Origin of the sequence: Chitinophaga sp. Cy-1792 (assembly GCF_011752935.1) — a bacterium.
Taxonomy (GTDB): Bacteria; Bacteroidota; Bacteroidia; order Chitinophagales; family Chitinophagaceae; genus Chitinophaga.
In genome coordinates this window covers 2,493,479-2,514,252 of the sequence record NZ_VWWO01000001.1, presented here as the reverse complement: position 1 = coordinate 2,514,252, position 20,774 = coordinate 2,493,479, and the positions used below count along the sequence as shown (strand labels likewise).

General features: G+C 48.2%; 12 protein-coding genes. 6 read left to right on the top strand and 6 right to left on the bottom strand.

Annotation, left to right across the window (positions count from 1 at the left end; translation table 11 throughout):
- Nucleotides 1-166 precede the first annotated feature (166 nt).
- From F3J22_RS10265 to F3J22_RS10245, 5 genes are all read left to right on the top strand, one after another.
- Nucleotides 167-3,175, top strand: coding sequence for a TonB-dependent receptor (locus F3J22_RS10265; RefSeq protein ID WP_167016765.1), 3,009 nt, complete (start codon nt 167-169; stop codon nt 3,173-3,175).
- A gap of 20 nt (nt 3,176-3,195) precedes the next feature.
- Complete coding sequence (locus F3J22_RS10260) at nt 3,196-4,656, top strand: RagB/SusD family nutrient uptake outer membrane protein (protein ID WP_167016763.1); 1,461 nt, start codon at nt 3,196-3,198, stop codon at nt 4,654-4,656.
- 48 nt (nt 4,657-4,704) lie between these two features.
- Nucleotides 4,705-6,780, top strand: a complete 2,076-nt coding sequence (locus tag F3J22_RS10255; RefSeq protein WP_167016761.1) for a DNRLRE domain-containing protein — start codon at nt 4,705-4,707, stop codon at nt 6,778-6,780.
- A 101-nt stretch (nt 6,781-6,881) separates the two neighbouring features.
- Nucleotides 6,882-8,954 carry a glycoside hydrolase family 2 protein gene (locus F3J22_RS10250; protein WP_167016759.1) on the top strand — a complete coding sequence of 691 codons (2,073 nt, stop codon included), beginning with the start codon at nt 6,882-6,884 and terminating at the stop codon, nt 8,952-8,954.
- Between the two features lie 39 nt (nt 8,955-8,993).
- Complete coding sequence (locus F3J22_RS10245; RefSeq protein ID WP_240155095.1) at nt 8,994-10,349, top strand: DNRLRE domain-containing protein; 1,356 nt, start codon at nt 8,994-8,996, stop codon at nt 10,347-10,349.
- A gap of 63 nt (nt 10,350-10,412) precedes the next feature.
- On the opposite strand, the gene F3J22_RS10240 is transcribed toward F3J22_RS10245, so the two are convergent.
- The 4 genes from F3J22_RS10240 to F3J22_RS10225 all read right to left on the bottom strand — a co-directional run bounded on the left by F3J22_RS10240 (nt 10,413) and on the right by F3J22_RS10225 (nt 16,960).
- The gene (locus F3J22_RS10240; protein ID WP_167016755.1) at nt 10,413-13,868 is read right to left on the bottom strand and encodes a hypothetical protein; all 3,456 of its coding nucleotides are present in this window, start codon (nt 13,866-13,868) and stop codon (nt 10,413-10,415) included.
- A 309-nt stretch (nt 13,869-14,177) separates the two neighbouring features.
- Nucleotides 14,178-15,035: a helix-turn-helix transcriptional regulator gene (locus F3J22_RS10235; RefSeq protein ID WP_167016753.1), complete on the bottom strand. Its 858-nt coding sequence runs from the start codon at nt 15,033-15,035 to the stop codon at nt 14,178-14,180.
- 118 nt (nt 15,036-15,153) lie between these two features.
- Entirely contained in the window at nt 15,154-15,627 is a 474-nt protein-coding gene (locus F3J22_RS10230; RefSeq protein ID WP_167016751.1) for a DUF4822 domain-containing protein, read from the bottom strand.
- A 109-nt stretch (nt 15,628-15,736) separates the two neighbouring features.
- A complete protein-coding gene (locus F3J22_RS10225) occupies nt 15,737-16,960 on the bottom strand; it encodes an amidohydrolase (protein ID WP_240155033.1) in 1,224 nt (407 codons plus the stop codon).
- Nucleotides 16,961-17,155: 195 nt separating this feature from the next.
- Here F3J22_RS10225 and F3J22_RS10220 point away from each other — a divergent pair, with 195 nt between their 5' ends.
- Nucleotides 17,156-18,487: an amidohydrolase family protein gene (locus F3J22_RS10220; RefSeq protein WP_167016747.1), complete on the top strand. Its 1,332-nt coding sequence runs from the start codon at nt 17,156-17,158 to the stop codon at nt 18,485-18,487.
- Between the two features lie 109 nt (nt 18,488-18,596).
- On the opposite strand, the gene F3J22_RS10215 is transcribed toward F3J22_RS10220, so the two are convergent.
- Together F3J22_RS10215 and F3J22_RS10210 are read right to left on the bottom strand one after the other, a co-directional pair.
- Nucleotides 18,597-19,826, bottom strand: coding sequence for a glycoside hydrolase family 27 protein (locus tag F3J22_RS10215; protein WP_240155032.1), 1,230 nt, complete (start codon nt 19,824-19,826; stop codon nt 18,597-18,599).
- A gap of 180 nt (nt 19,827-20,006) precedes the next feature.
- Nucleotides 20,007-20,765 carry a GLPGLI family protein gene (locus F3J22_RS10210; RefSeq protein WP_167016745.1) on the bottom strand — a complete coding sequence of 253 codons (759 nt, stop codon included), beginning with the start codon at nt 20,763-20,765 and terminating at the stop codon, nt 20,007-20,009.
- Nucleotides 20,766-20,774: the final 9 nt, after the last annotated feature.

Here is a 20,774-nt window from a genome sequence, read left to right as displayed (position 1 = left end):
CTCAGCTGGCTCCTTTTTTGGCGATCTTCATTGTTCACGCAGGACAAAAAAACCTGCTTTTCTAGCGGAATTTACAATTTTCCCCCATTTTTTTTCTGATTTTACCCGATCCGCTCCCCCGCCGGAAGATATCTTGCCACTACTATAAATTCCAAAATCTAACGTTATGTCTCAACGACTATTGCTATTTATTCTCCTGCTATTTCCACTGGGCATGTGGGCACAAACCAAAAAGATTACCGGAACGGTAAAGGATGATACAGGCGTTCCTATACCTGGTATCAGTGTGCAGGTCAAGGGAAAAACAACCGGCGCCATGACCAACGCATCAGGATATTTCGAAATAGATGCCCAGCCGGCAGAAACACTTACTTTCTCTGCTATTAATTATAACAGACAGGAAATTCCGCTGAATAATGTCAGTCTGCCCCTGATCATTACCATGGCTTCCCGGGTTAACACCATCAATGATGTGGTGGTAGTCGGTTATGGCACCCAGAAAAAGCGCGACCTCACCGGGTCGATATCTTCTGTATCTACCCGCGACTTTAAGGAGCAGCCTGTGGTGAATGTGCAGCAGATCCTGCAGGGCCGTGCTGCCGGCGTTCAGGTGGTATCTAATGCCGGCGCTCCCGGCGGCGAGGTTTCCGTGAGGATCAGGGGGAATAACTCCATTAAAGGTGACAACAACCCGTTATATGTCATCGATGGTTATGTAGGCGCCGACCCGTCTACCGTAAACCCTAATGACATCGAAACGATGGACATCCTCAAAGACGCCTCTTCTACCGCAATCTATGGTAGTCGTGGCGCCAACGGTGTCATCGTGATTACCACTAAAAGGGGAAAAGCCGGTAAAACCAGCATCGACTTCATGAGCCAGTTTTCCAGCGCCCAGGTGCTGAAGAAGCTCGACCTGCTCAATGCAGCTGATTTTGCCACCACTGCAAACGCCAACGCCGCTGCCAACGGTACTACCCCTATCTATACCGACGCCCAGATCGCCAATTTTAAATCCAACGGCGGCACCAACTGGCAGGACCAGATATTCAGAACAGCACCTGCACAGGAATATCAGCTGAGTATCTCCGGAGGAAACGATAAAACACGCTTCTATACCAGCGGTAATTTCCTCAATCAACAGGGTATCATCATTAATTCTTCTTTAAAAAGATATGCATTAAGGGCAGCCGTAACATCTCAACTATATAAAAAATTACAGCTACATGTAAATGCCTATGCTGTCAGAAATGAAACCATGAATACCGGTATTACAGGTAGAGATGCTCCCATTACACAGGCCATCGCCTGGGCGCCCACTGTGCCGGTAAGAGATTCCAACGGCGCCTATACGCTCAACGACCCGGTAGGTTCCATTTCCTTCAACCCGGTAGCACTGGCTACTGACCAGCGCAGGGTTACCTATAATTCTACCTTCGCTACCATCGCCGGACTCAAATACGAATTCGTGCCCGGCCTTACCTTTGATATGACCGGCGCCGTTAACTACGGCAACGTACAAACGATGAATTATACCGGTGCTTCCATTTCTTCCGCAAGAACCGCCAATGCTGGCCGTGGCTCTACGGAAAACATCGGTATACAAAGCACCAACAACCTGACCTACAGCCACCTTTTTAATAATGCCCACCAGCTGACAGTTACCGGCGTAATGGAATATCAGTACTTCACTGCAAATGGATTCAATGCCAATGGCAACAGTCTGACCTACCCGGGTATGGAATACTACAACCTCGCCCTGGCGCAGACCTATGGCGTAGGTACTAACTATACTGATTACAAGCTGCTGTCGTACCTGGGAAGGGTCAACTATGATTACAAAGGCCGTTACTATTTCACCGCAGGTGTACGTCGTGATGGTTCTTCCAAATTCCAGAACGGCAACCAGTACAGCACTTTCCCTTCTGTGGGCGCCGCATGGAAGCTGTCAGAAATGGATTTCATGAAAAGTGTTCACTTCCTCAATAACTTAAAAATCAGAACAGGGTACGGTGTAACCGGTAACCAGGCCATCAACCCTTACCAGACACTCACTACCTATACCAATGTATCTACCACTATCATACCGGGAAGTGTAACACCAGGCATCGTTTTGGGCAACCCGGGCAATCCCGGCCTGAAATGGGAAACCACCCGCCAGTGGGACCTTGGCATAGATGCAGATATGTTTGACAATCGCCTTTCCCTTACCGCCGACTATTATAACAAGAATACCAGCAACCTGCTGCTGTCCGTACCTATCCCTAACTATATGGGTGGCGGCAGTGTGTTGTCCAACGTTGGAAAGGTGAATAACAGGGGTATAGAGCTGGCCGTTTCCGGCGATATCATCCGTAACGGCAGTGTAACCTGGAACAGTGCGTTTAATATCTCTTTCCTCCGCAACAGAGTAGTGTCGTTATATTCCGATAAGAGCATTCCTTCCGGCACCAATATAGGCTCCGGATTATCGCCACAGCCGGAGTTCATGATTATTCCGGGTCAGCCACTGGGCACCTACTGGGGACTCACGTATCAGGGCACCTGGAAACCTGACGAAGCCGCCGCCGCTGCTGCCTATGGCAACGTACCGGGAGATTCGAAATACCTGGACCTCGACGGCAACAAAATCATCGATGGCAGTGATTACCATATCATCGGACATGGCCTGCCTAAATATTCCTGGGGCTTCAACAATACCATCAACTGGAAAGGATTTACGCTGAACATTTTTGTGCAGTCGTTAGGTGGCTACGATAAACTGGACTACACCTATGCTGCCGGCATTACTGCTAACTCAGATATGCGCCAGGCAACCATTGCAGACATCAAAAACAGGTATATCCCTAAGCAGAACGAGACTTCCGACATTCCGGCCTTCAGCAAAACCAACAAGAACTACACCGTTACTACCCGCTTCCTGGAAGATGGCACCTTTATCCGTTTCAAGAATATCAGTCTGAGCTACGAGCTGCCACCGTCTATGGTTAAACAGGCCAGAATTACCGTGTACCTGCGTGCAGCCAACTTCATCACGATCACCAAATACAAGGGCTTCGATCCTGAAACCAACAGTGTGGCTACCGGCGCAGGAAGTGACGTCAACCAGAGTATTGACTATGGCTCTTATCCAAATGCCAAAACTATTACTGCAGGCGTAAAAATCGGATTATAACATCTCCCAAAAACAACAACATGAAAAAGATATTCTCTATCATATTACTCGCATCGCTGACTACCGCATGCAATAAGGAACTAAACGAAAATCCAAATGGCCAGCTGGTGGGCGATGCGGCACTCAGTACCATTGAAGGCTTACAAACGGCGCTGACAGGCGCTTATCAGCCACTGAAAAACGGTTATACATCAGGCTTTGCGTCCGCCGCACTGGATGCGGTGCTGATGGGCTCCGACGATCTTACCACACATCCTGCCAGCAACAAACAGGAGCTGAGAGAGATGGACCAGTTTGCCGTCAACTCTACCAACAGCAGGATAAACGTTATCTGGCTGGGATGTTATAAGTCTATACAAAACGCCAACAACATCATCGAAAATTATGGAAAAGTGGGTACTACTGCCAATATTAAACAAATCGGCGGTGAGGCCTATTTCCTGCGGGCCTTCTCCTACTTCTGGCTGGTGCGCCTCTGGGGCAATATTCCGCTGATCACTACTTCTAAATACAGCGCTGATCTTTTATCTATACAAAAAAGCGCGCCAGCGGCTATTTATGCCTTAATTGAATCTGATTTAAAAAATGCAGAAACGCTGATGGGCAGTAGCAAACCAGCGGCAGGCAGGGCCAGTGCAGGCACCGCCAAAGCATTGCTGGCAGAAGTGTATCTTACAGAAGCAGGCTATCCTTTAAAAGATGCCTCCAAATATGCACTGGCAGCGGCTAAAGCTAAAGAGGTCATCGACAACAAAGCGACCTATGGTTTTGACCTGGTACCGGATTTTGCTACGCTGTGGACAGGCACTACCAGCAGCAACAGTACACCGGAAGATGTGTTCACCTTACAATTCTGCAACAGCTGCGGCAACCCAAGTACGCTGTATGGTAAATCCGCCATGCCTGGCGATGAATCCGGCTGGGATGATTATTTCTGTGAAGTAACTTTCTTTAATAACTTCCCTGCGGGCAAAAGAAAAGATGCCACTTTCTATACCGTTTTCAAAACCAGCGCCGGTAATATCAACTGGCAGAATGGTCAGACCAAACACCCTTACTATAACAAATTTCGCGTAAACACGCCTACTCCCGGCTATCTTACTTCTGCTACAGATCTTTCTGTGAAGATGTTGCGTTATGCACAGGTATTGCTGACCTACGCAGAAGCACAGGCACGTAGTACAGGTACGCCTTCGGCAGATGCCTACGCGGCTGTTAACAGCATCCGTAGCCGTGCAGGACTGACAGACCTTACGCCGGGTTTATCAGGGACTGCTTTTGCAGATGCAGTAGTAGCAGAACGAGGCTGGGAGTTTGCAGGAGAATATACCCGCTGGTTCGACCTGCAACGCCTCGAACTCGTTGAATCCGCCAACAACAACAAAGCAACAGATGATTTAAAACCACTCAACGCCATCACGAAAGACAGGTACTGGCTGCCAGTTCCTTACTCCGACAAACAAATCAACAGCGGACTTTAAAATCGATCTATGATTCCACACCCTTCTCTAACCATTTAAATAGCAATCATGAGAAAAACACTATCGATTATTACAGTGGCTTGTGTTTGTCTGGCTGCCTGCGCCAAACAGGAGCCACTGCAAAAGCTGACGCAAAGCAAATCAGCAGTCACGGGTGCCGGTGGCACTGTTTATTATGTTGATCCCGCCGGCAGCGATACCAGCGCCGGTACCAGTACTACAGCGGCCTGGCAGTCTATTGCAAAAGTTAACTCCATGACTTTTTCTCCCGGCGACCAGATCCTGTTTAAAAGCGGTGGTGTATGGAACGACACCCTGCATCCCAAAGGTTCCGGCATCGCCGGCGCTCCCATCGTGATAGACAAGTATGGGGGCAGCACCTTACCTATCATCAATGGCGGCGGTGCGCAGAACGGTTCCATCACCGTACTGCTGGATAAAGTTTCTTATTGGACAGTGAACAATCTCGAGATCACCAATACGGTGCCCACCGGTGTCACCTATGCCGTTACCGGTATCAGAGTCAACGGGGGCGCCGTTTCTACCGATCCATTCAATTCCAACATTACCATCAGTAACTGTTACGTTCATAACGTTAACGCAGCTACGGTAAATCAGACCAATTACGCCAAAGGTTCCGGAGGTATTATCATCAACGGTATGCTCAGCGATGTATTGGTACAAAGCTGCCATATCGCCAACTGCTCCGTGGAAGGCTTACGTACCACAGGCGCTACTGATATGGCCAGCAGGTTAAAAAATATCATCTTCGATAATAATCTTATAGAGAATATTTATGGAGATGGTATCGTGATGTCGTCGGTGAGTGGTGGCAGCAAGGTTACCAACAACACCGTGTACAAAGCCTGCATGACGATGGACGCCAACTTCGCCGGCATCTGGACCATTGCCAGCACCGGCACCCTCGTTGCACACAATGAAGTGTATGGCATGACCGGCGGCGGCGCCAACGATGGTGAAGCTTTTGACGCCGATGGCTATACCACCGCTACCGTTACTGATGGCGATATTTTTGAGTACAACTATACCCACGACAACAACGGCGGATTCATGCTGTTTATGGGTTATTCCAAAAATATCACCGTACGTTACAACGTGAGTATAAACGATATCGGCACACTGGGATCGCAGACAAAAAAGCTTTTCTGGTTTGAAAAATCCGGTAATAACAACAGGCAGATCTACAACAATGTTTTCGTAATAAAGAACCCTGCCAATAGTCTGCTGGCGGTTTACAACGGTTCAGGAGCTGCTACTGCCAATTTCTCCAACAACATTATTTACACGACGTCTACGATTGGTAATTTTTCCAATGTTGCGATGACCAACACCATGCAGTTCAACAATAACTGCCTGTACCCTTCCGGTGTTTTCTCCGGCGCCAGCTATGGTACGGCGGTACTCAGCAACAACTTCTACGACAATCCATTATTCACAAATCCTGCTACAGGAAATGGTTTCAGCGTAGCTTCAGGATATAATGTAGCAGATACTTCCCGTTGCCGTAATGCCGGCATACTGATCAGCAGTAACGGTGGCGTGGATTTCGCAGGCAATACTTTACCTGCCGGCAACCCTGATGTGGGTGCATTTCAACATGCTGTAATCGTACAGGCAGGCAGTTCACTGGGAGATTCGTATGTGCGTGACGGTAGTTATGCCAACGCCAATTACGGCACCGATTCCTTCCTGGTCGTAAAAGCCGACGCTACTTCATATGCACGTAAGTCGTACCTGAAGTTCAGTTTCACGCCGGTGACTACACGTAATGTAAGTAAGGCTATCCTCAGCATTTATTGCGCAGGTACTACGATTACCAACACGGTAAATGTATATGGCACTACCACCAATTCGTGGCTGGAAAATACACTTACCTGGAACAATGCACCGATGGACACCACCCTGCAAGGTCAGGTAAGCATTACCGCTGCCGGCACCTACAACATCGATGTGACCAAAGCTGTCAATGCAGCGTTGCTGAGTGGCAGCAAAACGGTATCGTTGCTATTGATGAATACCGGCGCCAATAACTCTAACGGCTATATGACATTTAATAGTAAAGAAGCCAGTAACAATCAGCCTGTTCTTCAGCTTCAGTATTAATAAAGAAGATTTTTTCAGATGTCTGCCCGTAGCTAGTGCGGGCAGACATTTCCACCACATCCAGACACCAGATCAGGATATATTCAGCTCTGCAAAATACAATGAAAAGGAAATCGTTTATCGCGCTCATCGCTTGTTTAACTACATTCATCAGTAATGCCTTTGCCGGCACAATACGTTCCTACGAGAATCTGGATGCGGGCTGGAATTTTCATTTTTCCTACGATTGCCGGAAAAAACCGGTGCTGCAGCAGGTAACGCTGCCGCATACCTGGAATGCCACAGATGTGTTCAGCGGACAGCTGCAATACTATCGTGGTGCGGGCATCTATAACCGCAGTCTGGCTTATAATCCCGCCTGGAAAGACAAAAGAGTATTCCTCTATTTTGAAGGCGCCAACTCAGTAGCTGATGTACTTGTCAACAATAAATTCGTTACCGAACATAAAGGCGGCTATACGGCCTTCTGTACTGAAATTACTTCCTACCTGATCCCCGGCTCCGACAACGCCTTAACGGTACAGGTGAGCAATGCCCCCAGCATGGAGGTATTGCCCTTATCCGGCGACTTCAACGTATTTGGAGGCCTGCACCGCTCCGTATGGCTGATCGTTACCAATAAAAACTGCATCACGCCGCTGGACTATGCTTCTCCTGGTGTATACATTACCCCTGCAACTGTTTCCACTACACAAGCTACCGTGGATGTACAAACGAAATTATCGCTCCCGCTCAGTGGACACAAGCTGGAAGCCCGCACTGTTATCAGAGATGCAGCCAACAAAACAGTGGCCAGCATGCAAACCCTGATCAACAATGGAGATTCAGCGGTACAACAACAATTTAAAATAGACAATCCGCACCTTTGGAACGGCAGGCAAGATCCTTATCTGTACCAGGTAAGTGTGCAGTTATACCAGGATGATCAGCTGGCAGATGAAATGGTGCAACCACTGGGACTGCGTACCTTTAAAGTAGATGCCAGCACAGGATTTATACTTAATGGAAAACACCTCGACCTCCATGGATTCGGCATGCATGAAGATGTAAAAGACCGGGGCTCCGCCTTACTGCCATCGGACCATAAAGGGGAAATGGCCCTGATCATGGAATCCGGCGCCAACGCCATGCGCCTCACACATTATCCGCATGGAAATTATTTTTACCAGCTGGCAGATACCAGCGGTATTATTGTATGGACGGAAATTCCGCTGGTAGGCCCTGGAGGTTATACCGGCACCGGTTTCATCAACTCACCGGCGCTGAAAGCACATGCACGCCAGCTGCTGACAGAAATGATCCGTCAGCAGTACAATCACCCTTCTATCCTGTTCTGGGGGCTTTTCAATGAGCTAAAGCTGAATTACGACGACCCACGACCGTTCTTAACAGATTTACAGGCACTCGCCAAAAAAGAAGATCCTTCCAGGATCATTACCTGCGCCACCTTCCTCGATACCGACTATTTCAATACCGTGAGTGATGTTATCGCCTGGAACAAATACTATGGCTGGTATGGTGGTTCTTTCAGCGATATTGGCACCTGGGCAGATGATATGCACCGCCAGTTTCCAACAAAGCCGATAGCTGTCAGCGAATACGGCGCCGGCGCCAATATATTGCAGCACCAGGAAACGATGAAAGCCCCTTCCGCCGATGGCAATTTCCATCCGGAAGAATGGCAGACCGCCTACCATGAAGCCAACTGGGCTGCGCTCAATGCAAGACCTTTTGTATGGGGAAAATTCGTGTGGGCACTGGCCGACTTCAGCTCCGCCATCAGAACAGAAGGCAATGTGGATGGACTCAACGATAAAGGCCTTGTTACCTACGATCATAAAATAAAGAAAGATGCGTTCTATTTTTATAAAGCGAACTGGTCGAAGGAACCAATGTTATACCTGGCAGAAAAACGTGCCAACGAACGCACAATGGCCAGCACTACCGTTAAAGCATATACGAATCTTACTAAAGCCACATTATATGTAAATGGAAAAAATATCGGCACCGTATCCCGGGATTCCATTGGACGCGTTATCTGGCCGCAGGTAGCATTGCAGGCAGGAAAGAATACCCTACTGGTGAAAGCTGCCGGCAACGGCGCCACCCTGGAAGATGGCTGCACATGGATACTGAATACCCCGGCAACAATCAATCATTCTTCCACCAAATAATATCTCTGAATCCACTAAAACCTAAACGTTGTGAAAAAAATGAAAATCTTATTGTTTTCCGCTGTTGCCGTTACGGCAGCACTGGCGTTTTCAGGCTGTGAGAAAAAAAATAGCGGCCTTCAACCCATCAACGGTAAGCTGGCAACCGGCGTCACCACCGATTCCTCTACAGGCATAGCGGTGAATTATCCTGCAACAGAAGACGCGTATGTGAGAAACGGCACCTACGCTACTACCAACTATGGCACGGCTACCGGGCTGGTTGTGAAGTCGGACGCCACTTCCTATAGCCGTAAAGCCTACGTAAAATTCGATCTTTCGGGGGTTACCGGATCTGCTATCAGCAGCGCCACGCTGAAACTCTATGCCAGCAGCGTAAATACCTCCCCTTCCCGCACAATTAACGTGTACGCCACTACGACAACCTCCTGGGCGGAAGGTACCATCAACTGGAACAACGCTCCCATGGACACTACCCTTCTTGGTAAACTCACCGTAAGCGGGGTGGGCTGGTATTCTATGGATGTCACCAGCCTGGTAAACAGTAAACTCTCCGGCACCGACCGCAAAGTATCACTGCTGCTGATCAACAACGGTGCCTTCGATGCTACCGGCGACATGTCCTTCTCTTCCAGGGAAGCAGGCAGCACCTACGCGCCGGCATTGTCTATCGTACAAACAGCCAGCGACTCCACTGACGTGCAGCGCATTCTGGCCAACTATAACCTCGTATGGAATGATGAATTCAATGGCACCACCATGGATACCAGCAAATGGAGCTACCGCGCCAACGGCACGGTGAGAAACTACGCTACTGTTGATGGCGCCAGAACCGTTGCCATAGACGGCAATGGCCATATGGTTATCCGTGTAACGCAGGAAGGTAGCACCTATTATGTCGGGCAGGTATCTACAGACGGCCGCTTCAGCTCCCAGTACGGTTACTATGAGTGCCGGGCTAAAATGAACCAGTACATCGGGCCACATGTGGCGTTCTGGCTGCAATCGCCTACCATGGGCAATACGCCGTACAACAACCCCGCTGTTAACGGAGCAGAAGTGGATATCTTCGAATACCACCGCCTCACACCTAAACAGATCTGGCAGACCATTCATATCAACGGTTATGGTACTGCACATCAGTCGTCAGGGGTTCAGGTACCAGTTTCATCTATCGATACCGGTTATCATACCTTCGGTTTACTGTGGACAGATTCTTCCTACAAATTCTATATCGATGGCTACAAAACATGGGAAACCACGTTTGGCCTTTCTAAACGCACGGAATATATAATTTTGAGTACAGAGCTCACGGGCTTTGGCGGCACACCTTCATTAGGTTCCTATCCTGATAGTGTGGTATATGATTATGTGCGGGTATATCAGCCAAAATAATTTTTATATAGTTTATAGAGATGCCCGAAGCAGTCTTTTGCTTCGGGCATCTTCGTTTAATCATTACATCGTTATATCATTCGGCGCATCACAGCTGCCGAAACCTGTCCAGCCCGGGTAATGTGCGGTTACCCTGTTGGCCCTGTAACGCTTCATGATAGTGCTTATGCGAGGAACGGTAAATCCACCGTTATTGAGTGGAAGATTGATCGTCTGCGTTTCATTTTTATCTGCATAAAAAGAAAGCAGCACTATTCCGGGAACGACTGCGCTGCCATCTTTTGCGACAACATGCCCGCGTAACATATCTTCCTGTTTCACCAATTCGAACTGGTCAAATTTAGTAGCACGGCCGGAGCCAACATTGATCTGCGCACCTCCCAGCAATACCGGATGTGCAGGCGCTTCCGGCGGAATACCATAACCAATCAACCCGATACGGGTATCCGTAGATACAAAGCGCTCGCCATACTGTTTCCAGACATCCGCGAAGCGCGGATCACCAAACATCGACTCTACCATCAGCTGCACCTTCCTGGTTTCACCGGGGTTAAGCTTCAGCGACATTGTTTCCAGGTATAAACGGTAGTATTTGGAGAATACACCACGTATCTGTGGTACTACGTAGATATCTGCTTTTTGCTTAAACGGATTATGCAGGGAAATGGCTGTAATCTCTCTTTTTGCAGGAGAAGAAGAAGCAGAAATATACCGGGTATAGTTCGACTGCGCACTGTTATTGCTGTCTGTAACTTCCACGATATTCGGATTCACGGAAGTATCGATGTACAGCGGGGTTCTCACGATAATACATTTGTGACCATCATTCGGCGGGATCCAGTCGAAAGAGAATTCCACAAATGGAGACGATGTTTCCGGTGGCACATCATGTACATCGCTACCCAGGTAGATTTCAGGCGCCCCACCTACCGTATAGTCTTTCACGTAAAAATCCACTTTTACATTTCTGCAGGTAACGGGGCCACGGTTGCGGTAGCGGGCGATGATGGTATTTAGATGGCCCACCCAGGGTACGTTCGTCCAATGCGACGGATCTGCCATGGAACGGGCGTTGCGTACTTCAATATCAGGGCTCTGCCAGTTGTCGCCGCCGGGCCATGGGCGGATATACAGATCCGGGCGGCCATTGGTGCCGTATTGTATCCTGATCGTTGCGGTATTGCCGGTCATGGACACTACGCTCATCCTGAAATCAGCAATGGCCATGCTGGAAGTATCTGTCTCTTTGTAGTCCTGCCCTACGGTGAAGAAAGAATTCTCGCCTTCTGCATCTTTCGACAGGCGCATGATCTGCGGCCTGGCGATGGGATAGGTAAATGATTGGGAGATCATATCCGTACCGAGCACGACGGCATTATTCGCGTCATTGGGTGCGGTGTTGGCCAGCTGCTGATCGCCGATCTGGCTCACCTGTCCCTGGCGGTATTCGAAGTAATAATTCCAGCCATCGGCTATACGAATTTCCACCGCAGTAAACTGTCCTGCCGGCGGTGTTCCGAGCTCGCTGGCCTGTAATACAATGGTTTGGTCCAGCGGTACCGTAGAACGTGAGAAATCGAAGGAACGCACCCATTCCGGCCTTACCCAGCCTGTTTCCATCTTCTGTCCCACAGACATATGTGGCAGCTCACCTTCCCGGCTCATCAGGTCGAAGTTGGTGATATCTTTTGCCTGTATGGACGGGCTATACAGATCATTGGCATTGGTATAAAGATCGGGGTAGCCCAGGTTGTGTCCCAGTTCATGCGATAATGTTTCATAAATGGTGCGGGTATCGCGGGTAGGGTTCCAGTCGTCCGGCATACCCAGTACGCGCATGTTTGCGCTGCCGCCAGGTACAGAGAAGGAGCCTCCCCATGCCTGTGGCCAGAAGAAGTTATCTGCTGAATTGGCTCCTTCAGAACGAATGACCATGATGAGTGTCTGTACATTTCTGAAGTCTACCAATGCATGGCCGCCGCCATCTGTCAGCGCTGCTGCAGCAGATATGCAGGCCTGTGCAAACGCCACGTTATCCTTCGGAGTAAAGGAGTTGTTAGGCCATGGTGAAGGCATCATGCTGAAGTTATCCGTCCAGCTGCTGCTCAGGTGAATGCTCAGTACCTGGTTACCTGCAAGGCCCAGTGTGAAAGCATTATGCGACACTTCTTCGTAGTAGGCTTTTGCACTGCGTACCTTTCCATCAGGGTCAGGAGCGGTACCTACAGCGCCATTGCGCCAGTTATTGGTAATAGTGGTAAATGCAGCACCGGTAGGATATTGCGCGGAGCTGGTGTCTACAGTGAGGATGCAAATAGAGCGGGTGCCTGATTGCGGGATCACATCTACGTTTTGCGGCGATGCAGGGCCGCCGCCCCAGGTATATCCGGTAACAAAATCAATTAACTCTCCCGTCATATGATGGCCGGGACTCTTATCTGTCAAAGTCCAGGTATCGGTAATCTCATAGGAGGTTTCACCTACCAGGCTATTACTTACTTTGTCGGTAATGGAAATTTTATATATGCCCGGCTTGTAACCCACCAGCAGCATGATTTCATTCGGTTTGGACAAATCATCTTTAGAAAAAGAGATAGTGCCACCAGCTACTTCATCGGAGACCTTTACATTCACCGTGTCCAGCGTCAATCCTGATGTACCGAAATCTATCTGTACACGCTGGAAGGTACCGATGAAAGGTTTTGTATTGTCCATGGTGAGCGTAACAGGCAATAGCGGCGCCCTGTTCAGCAGGTCGTACCATAACAGTCGCTTAATATCAGCCACTACCAGCAGGTTTTTCAAACTCCATGCCGCAACAGGCCTACCACCTGCTGTGCTGGAAAGGATCACCAGTTTGGTACCGGTATGAATGTTCACCGTGCTGACATAGCCTATCAGACTACGTTCTGTAAACAGCAGCTGCTCCTGTGTTTTATCTGACCAGGAAAGGTACAGCGGGGCGCTCAGGCCGGAAGCCAGTACCTTCCTCATTTTCGTAGCCAGGCTAAACACGATGATCTGTCCTAATTTACTATCTGAAACATAGGCATTCTTGCCGGCATCATCCACCACCAAACCCACTGGCACCTGGAATCCGGTTGATATAACCGTTGATGTTTTCGCAGTAAGATCATATGCCACAAAATCCCTGGCAAGCTGATCTACATAATATAAAATTCTGCCATGAAGGGCCAGCTGCATCGGCTGCCCGTGGCCTTTCAGTACAGGTTTCGCAGCAGATTGATCTGCTGCAGCCAGGCTGCATTCATAGATGATAAAGGTATGATGAACAGTGTCCGTGTCTGCCACGAATATCCGTGCACCATCAGCGGTAGCGGTGATGCCACCGACTTCCTGATAACCTTTACCAATTGCTTTGACAGTACCAGTATGCAGGTCTTGCGTAAATAAACCAGTACCTTCCGTGAATAAGAGTAAGGAAGTGGCAGGGCTGCCGGCAGAGATGACGACGCCACCTCTCAATTGCTCATTGAATGTCTGTGTTAACTTAGCCATGATTGAAATTTTTGGGGTAATAAAAAGTAGGACCCATGGCAGGGCCTGTGTTAAAATTTGGGGTATAATTAAATTGTTTATGCTATTGCTACACTAACCAATTGGGGTATCGACACTACTAAGTTAGGAATCTTAAATAATCTCCAAAAATATTTCATCCGGCAACGGCTGTGCTGACAGCCATTTTACCGGATATCATGCCCGAAAAAAGACTTCAAACAAGCCACAGTAGTCACTAAAAAGTAGAATTACGCAATTTGGGGACAATAGTACGGTAGGATGTATACGGCTGTGTTATATCCGCATCATTCACCCTTCTCTGAACTGTGTAGGTGTAATACCAGCCTGTGCTTTAAAGAAATTAGAGAAATAGGCATGATCTACAAATCCGAGTTCGAAAGCAATTTCTTTTATAGAGAGATCAGTAGTTTGCAGCAAACGTTTGGCTTCCAGCAGTACGCGTTGTTGTATCAGTGTAGTGGCGGATACGTGGAGATTGTTCTTACAGAGGATATTCAGGTAGTTGGCAGAGATATGTAATTTGGCAGCATAGAAGCCCACCCCTTTTTCCTGCTTGTAGCATTTATCAATCAGCAGTTTGAAATTTGCCAGTCGCGGGTTAGATTGAAATACTTTCAGGTCTGTAAAAACATGTTCCGCTTCCTTACTGATGATAGCCGCTATCACGGCTGCTCTGGCGCTGATTATTTCCTGTACGGGACTGGCTGAATTCAGTTCAGCTCTGATCGCATCAAATTCATACTTCAGCAATTTAAAACATTCATTGCTCAATGAGATCACCGGATGGTTCATATAATTCGAGAACGAGAACCGGAAGAATGGTGCAAAGCGTTCGAAGAAACTTTGCTGTATCATCAGCTGATAGCCGGTTGTTTTGGGTTTGATGCTCCAGGTATGTACCTGGCCGGGAAACAGTACATGCACCTGTTTGTTGCCGATGGGGTAATCGTGGAAGTCGATACTATGTATGCCTTTAGCTGTTTCGAAGAGGTTGATGATAAAAAAATCATGCTTATGCGGCCTGTCGATATGCCGTTCGCCATGTAATTCGTTGAAGAGGAACTCAGGACTGCCGGCCAGCTGGCCTTTCCTGAATTCATGTAACCCCAGCACGGGAATGTATCCGGTATCATCAAAACGCTTCATAGCAACAAATTAAGTTGGGAGTTCTATTATCTAAAATAGGAAAATTTATCACAAATAAAAATGGATTGACAATGATAATAATCAAAGCCAACCCATTTTCTCACAAGCAATTAATTTTTTACTTCTTAGGTTCAGCGTGTGTTGTAGGTGTGTGTACAATATCGAAGTACACTGCTTTGTTGCTGGCATCAGGATAGATACGATAGGTAAATTCCTGTTTGGTCAGCACGGTGATATCCACCACGCGGGTGAACAGCACTTTTCCATCCGCATCCTTCGCAACAACGGTGCGTGTTTTGCCATCCGCAGGTACAGACCAGTCCCCATGCATTTTCGGAGAATCATCCAGGTTGTACATGGTGAAGGTACCATCGGCCTTGAAGTAGGCAAAGCCTACAAAATTAGATACGTTGGCATCAGACAAGGCAACATTTTCGCCTTTATTATTTTTTGCGTTGGTGGTTTCCCAGGAAACACTGGCAAGGGTTTCAGCCGGGGTCAGTTGTTTTGGTCCGTTGTCTTTGTCCTTGCTACAGCTAAAGAAAAAGACGCTACATACAGCCAGCAGTAATGCTGTGGTTACATTCTTCATATAATGAAATTTTTAAGCATAACAAAGGTATCTGCCCGCTATAACTTCCATTTGCGCTATTCATTCCAAAGCTTGGAATATTTATAACGGGCCATTACCATGCTTCCAATCAGGAGAAAACAATATTCCCTTTATGCACAACAGACATAACAGGTGAAACCCTTGATACAGCTTCTGCAGAGCAGGATGCTTCCAGGAACACCAGGTCGGCATCATCGCCCGCCTTCGGCCATTGCTGGTTACCTTTATCATCCAGCGGCAATACATACCTGGTGGCATACGCCAGTGTTCTTGACAATGCAAACTCGGAGCTATAGCCATACAGACTGGCAATGAGCCGGGCTTTCTGCAGCATGTCGCCGGGCCCGAAGGTGATCCAGTGGTCAATGATATTATCGTTACCTACCAGTACTTCCACCCCATGTTTTCTCAGGGTAGGTATTGGCATAACGGTTTTACCAAAAGGTACGGAGGATACGATACCTACGCCGGCTTCTCCCAGCCGTGCTGCGATGCGTTCCGTTTCTATCTGGGAAAGGTGCCCCAGTGTAAAAGCGTGGCTCACAAAGGTTTTACCACGAAGCACCGGGTTTTCGTTGGCTTTATTGATAAGATATTCGATTGTTTTTACGCCACTGTCGCCAATTTCATGCAGGTGAATATCGATGCCCTTGTTATGGTCTATCGCCAGCTGTGTGATCAGGTCCATCGGTTTTTCTATGCTGCCATCGAGGGAATAAGGGTCTACTCCGCCGATGAAATCGATGTTCATTTTCACCACTTCTTTCAGCAGCGGGGCGGTGTTGGTATAAAACACGCCATGCTGCGGGAAGGCTACCAGCTCAGCTCCTACCGTTTTCTTCCTGTTTTGCAGGGCAATTTCCAGGTGCTTTAGGGAGTCGAAGCCGGAGGTAGGGTCGATGTTAAAGTGAGAACGTATATAGGTGGTACCTTTCGATTGTAAAAAGTCGATCAGCTGTTCGGAGCGTTTCACGGAGGTTTTCAGCCATTCCGGGATCATTTTCTGCTCGTAGGCGATCTGGTCCTTTACGGTCCTGCGCTTTTCAGAAACCGCCTGCCATGGCAATCCCCAGAGATTTTTGTCGAGGTGGGCATGCATATCCTTAAAGGCGGGGAGCATGAGTCGTCCTTTGGCGTCAATGGCGTCTCTGCCAGGATCATTGGGGCTGATAGCTTTGATCTTACCACCGGCTATTTCTATACAAAACAGCGCGGTTTTCGTTTTCACGACTTCTTCACCATCATACTCAAATCCTGTTTCCAGCAATACATTTTTGAATGTATAGCTGCTGTCGTTTGCTATGTTTTCCATTAGTTCCATTTTTTATTCCGGATTACTACAGCAAAGTACGTGGTTAATATCCCGGGAACTTTGTGGTATCTATTCCGATACTTGAAAGATTTATAAATCCTCTGGCATTAGTTATAAATCTTTCAAGCTATGTCATGAATCCTACACGCTCCCCGGGAGCAGGAAAGTTACTTTTGTAAAAAAATGATGGGGACTATGAAGAAAACGGAAATATCCCGCAAGGATTTTTTAAAGATGTCTGGACTGGGTCTGGCAGGCATAGCATTTACCTCCGGCCTGCTGGGATCGGCCACAGCGCTGGCTGCTGAGGCATCCCATGGCAGCAAGGGCTACCTGCTAAAAAACGTACGACTGGAAACTGGCTTTGTTTATGAGGAAGGGGAGGTTGTACACACAAAAACAGAGTTATACTGTGTATCCATCAAAGATGGAAAAATCACCGGTATCTCTGCAAATAAACCTAATGATACCCAGGCGATAGACGCAAAAGGATGGCTCATGCTCCCTGCCTTCAGAGACATGCACATCCATCTGGATAAAACATTCTACGGCGGCCAGTGGCAGGCAACAAGAAGACCACAGGGCGGCGTAAAAGGCATGATAGCACTGGAACAGCAGATCCTGCCGGAAATGCTCAAAACATCTACCCTGCACGCAGAAAAGCTGATAGAACTACTACAGTCCAAAGGCTCCAACTACGCCAGAAGTCATGTCAACATTGAACCTACTTCAAAACTGCAATCACTCCTGCACCTGCAAAAAGCGCTGGAAAATAAAAAGGCCACCTTCGGCGCGGAGCTGGTAGCCTTCCCGCAGCACGGCGTCTACTACACCGATTCCGTACCCTACCTGAAAGAAGCCGCTAAAATGGGTATTGACTATATCGGTGGCCTCGACCCTTACAGCATCGACGGCGCCATCGAGAAAACGATGGACTTCACCGTACAACTCGCGCTGGACAACAACAAGGGCATCGACATACATCTGCATGAACAAGGGGAATCAGGGGTAAAAACCATCGAATACCTGATCAAAAAGGTAAACGAAAATCCGGCTTTGAGAAACAAAACCTTTGTCAGCCACGCTTTTGCACTGGCAAGAGTAGATAAGGCAAAACAGGAATCACTGGCAGAGGCGCTGAGTGCTGCCGGCGTGGGCATCGTTTCCACTATTCCATTCGGCGGGCTTATTATGCCTATACCTACGCTGTACAAATACAATGTAAACGTTATGACGGGCAACGACAGTATCATCGACCACTGGAGCACATTCGGCTCCGGCAGCGTATTGGAAAAAGCCAATACCATGGCGCAGCTATACGGCTACTCGTCTGAGTTCCTGTTGTCCAGGAGCCTGAAACTGGCCACCGGCAACATCTTACCACTCGACGACAAAGGCAATCAGCAATGGCCTAAAGCCGGCGATACCGCCGATATGGTGCTGATAGATGCCAGCTGCTCCGCAGAGGCAGTATCCAGGATATCTCCTGTAAAATCATTGATAAATAAAGGGCAGATCGTTTACTAGTAATTATCTGAAATATTTTATGGGGCGATAGCCCCCGCGCGCGCAGCGCGGAACAAACCAACCGATACCAAAGGTGTCGGTTGGCTGATACCGCTGGTAAATCTTTTTATTAACTCTTTGTAAAAACATTAAACGGCACACTGCTACCACTCACTTTCAGCACCACCACACCATGCGCCGGCAACTCATACACCAGCTTCTTATTGCGGGAACCCTTGGTATCTTTATGTTTCCACAGGTCGCGCACAACAAAAGGCTTATCAGGGTTTAAGCCTACCGCAGCGATGTTCAGTTCTGCGGTTACCGGTGCATTGCTGGTATTCAGCAAGGCTACACCTACTGCTCCGCTCATCACGCTGACCAGTGGCTTCGCCCATACCTGCACACCCAATGTATCGCTGAATTTCCTGGCCTGATAACACAGTGGGTCCTGGTTCAGGGCTATCACTTCCTTGTTGGTAATGATAGATAATGTTTCTTTAGATATTTTCCGGAGATCATTACCAAGTAACAAAGGCGAATTGAGGATACACCACATGGAGAAATGACTTTTATCTTCCTCAAAGCTCATTCCACGGCCTACCTGCAGCATGTCCATGTCATTGAAGTGCCCCGGAGAGCAATACTTCCAAAGATCTGCATTGAGGTTTATAATGCGCAATATAGAGGCAAAGTCATTGTTGATATCGCCGGAGATACGCCAGGAATCCCCTACCAGCGGCGCCCATTTGCCCGGAAACTGCCAGCGGCATATATTGAATACCACCTCCGGTTTAATGCGCTTAATCCAGTCCGAAATCTGCGTGTATCGCAATTGTTCATCCAAACCAAGATCTTTACCGCCACACCAGTCTACTTTCAGGAAGTCATACCCCCATGTTTTGAGTAAGGTGGTCAGGTCTTTTTCATCGTGGCCATAAAGTCCGGAGCCGGAGCCGATGGTATCGGCATCCCAGATGGAAGCACAGGTATTCACCCCGGCCTCTGCATAGATGCCCGCTTTCAGGCCCTTGCTGTGTATATAGTCCGACAGCTGCTTCATCCCACCGGGAAACCGCTGGCGGTTATGCAGCAGCTCTCCTTTTTCATTCCTGCCACCAAAGAAACCATCGTCCACATTGATATAATTGTAGCCGGCATCTTTCAAACCACTGCGCACCATGGCATCGGCTTCTTCCCTGATTATTTTTTCGTTGATATTGACGCGGAAATTATTCCAGCTGGCCCAACCCATAATAGGCGTCTGTGGTTTGGCCGGCGACTCCTGGGCCATCGAAAACTGCGACATGCACAGCATACTGACAGCCACCAGGGCTTTCTTCATGTTCCTGTTTATCATTGATACTAATTTACTGTTTACGTCTTTCGGGAACAGTAAATTTAATTATGATAATCTATAATTACAATTTATTTGCAACCGACACCTTCGGTATCGGTTGGTTTGTTCCGCGCTGCGCGCGGTAGACTACCGCCAGTTAAATCTGGCTGAGACATCCTTAAAAATGATTACAAAACGTTGTTATAGCGCCGCTTTCCTCGCAACCAGCGGCGCTATCGGGCCCCATCCCTTTGTCATATCCCTCACTTTATCTGCAAACTGCTGCTGCGTAATGGCTTTTTTAGGTGTATAGGAAATATCCTGGCCACTGGAATACACTTCCTTTGCAAACCAGGTCACATGCTCATCAGGCAATGCCAGCCCCAGTATCATTCCCGGCAATCCACAAAACGACTCCGGGCCACCAGCAGTCGGAATCTCTGTTGTATAGAAAGCCACTACATATACTGAATCCATGATCAACGCATTCGCCCTCCTGCATTGAAACCCGGCAATATTCCGCACCTCGCTGGTAATCTTCCAGGCTATCCTGCGGATACTATCCGCCACCACAAAGGAATTGCTGCATACATGCTTCTCCGCTGCCATCATCTGACTATTTAAATCAGTAAATACCACATTATCACCACCCACCATGATAAACCATTCGTCTGTGGAAACCGCGGTTGTATTATCTCCCGGAGCGCCCTGGTAAAGCGTCTGGCCATTCTTAAACACCAGCGTAAACTGATTCACCCGGAAAGCAGGATTGCTACTCTTATAAGCCTCCACCTTCTCCTTTGTGAGCCCTCCTTTATCGCTCATCTCATTCATCAGACTATAGGCATTCACCTTTCTTTCAAACAGTATTTTACCTTCGGTGAGTATAACGGGCGACTGCGCCCATCCCATTACCGTCAACAATTGCAGACAAATAAATACTTTAAGGAAACTTCTCATAACGTAGAT

Excerpts from the sequence above, each read along its gene's own strand:
- F3J22_RS10265 (WP_167016765.1), top strand. The coding sequence starts at position 167 with ATGTCTCAACGACTATTGCTATTTATTCTCCTGCTATTTCCACTGGGC.
- F3J22_RS10260 (WP_167016763.1), top strand. The coding sequence starts at position 3,196 with ATGAAAAAGATATTCTCTATCATATTACTCGCATCGCTGACTACCGCA.
- F3J22_RS10255 (WP_167016761.1), top strand. The coding sequence starts at position 4,705 with ATGAGAAAAACACTATCGATTATTACAGTGGCTTGTGTTTGTCTGGCT.
- F3J22_RS10250 (WP_167016759.1), top strand. The coding sequence starts at position 6,882 with ATGAAAAGGAAATCGTTTATCGCGCTCATCGCTTGTTTAACTACATTC.
- F3J22_RS10245 (WP_240155095.1), top strand. The coding sequence starts at position 8,994 with ATGAAAATCTTATTGTTTTCCGCTGTTGCCGTTACGGCAGCACTGGCG.
- F3J22_RS10240 (WP_167016755.1), bottom strand. The coding sequence starts at position 13,868 with ATGGCTAAGTTAACACAGACATTCAATGAGCAATTGAGAGGTGGCGTC.
- F3J22_RS10235 (WP_167016753.1), bottom strand. The coding sequence starts at position 15,035 with ATGAAGCGTTTTGATGATACCGGATACATTCCCGTGCTGGGGTTACAT.
- F3J22_RS10230 (WP_167016751.1), bottom strand. The coding sequence starts at position 15,627 with ATGAAGAATGTAACCACAGCATTACTGCTGGCTGTATGTAGCGTCTTT.
- F3J22_RS10225 (WP_240155033.1), bottom strand. The coding sequence starts at position 16,960 with ATGGAAAACATAGCAAACGACAGCAGCTATACATTCAAAAATGTATTG.
- F3J22_RS10220 (WP_167016747.1), top strand. The coding sequence starts at position 17,156 with ATGAAGAAAACGGAAATATCCCGCAAGGATTTTTTAAAGATGTCTGGA.
- F3J22_RS10215 (WP_240155032.1), bottom strand. The coding sequence starts at position 19,826 with ATGATAAACAGGAACATGAAGAAAGCCCTGGTGGCTGTCAGTATGCTG.
- F3J22_RS10210 (WP_167016745.1), bottom strand. The coding sequence starts at position 20,765 with ATGAGAAGTTTCCTTAAAGTATTTATTTGTCTGCAATTGTTGACGGTA.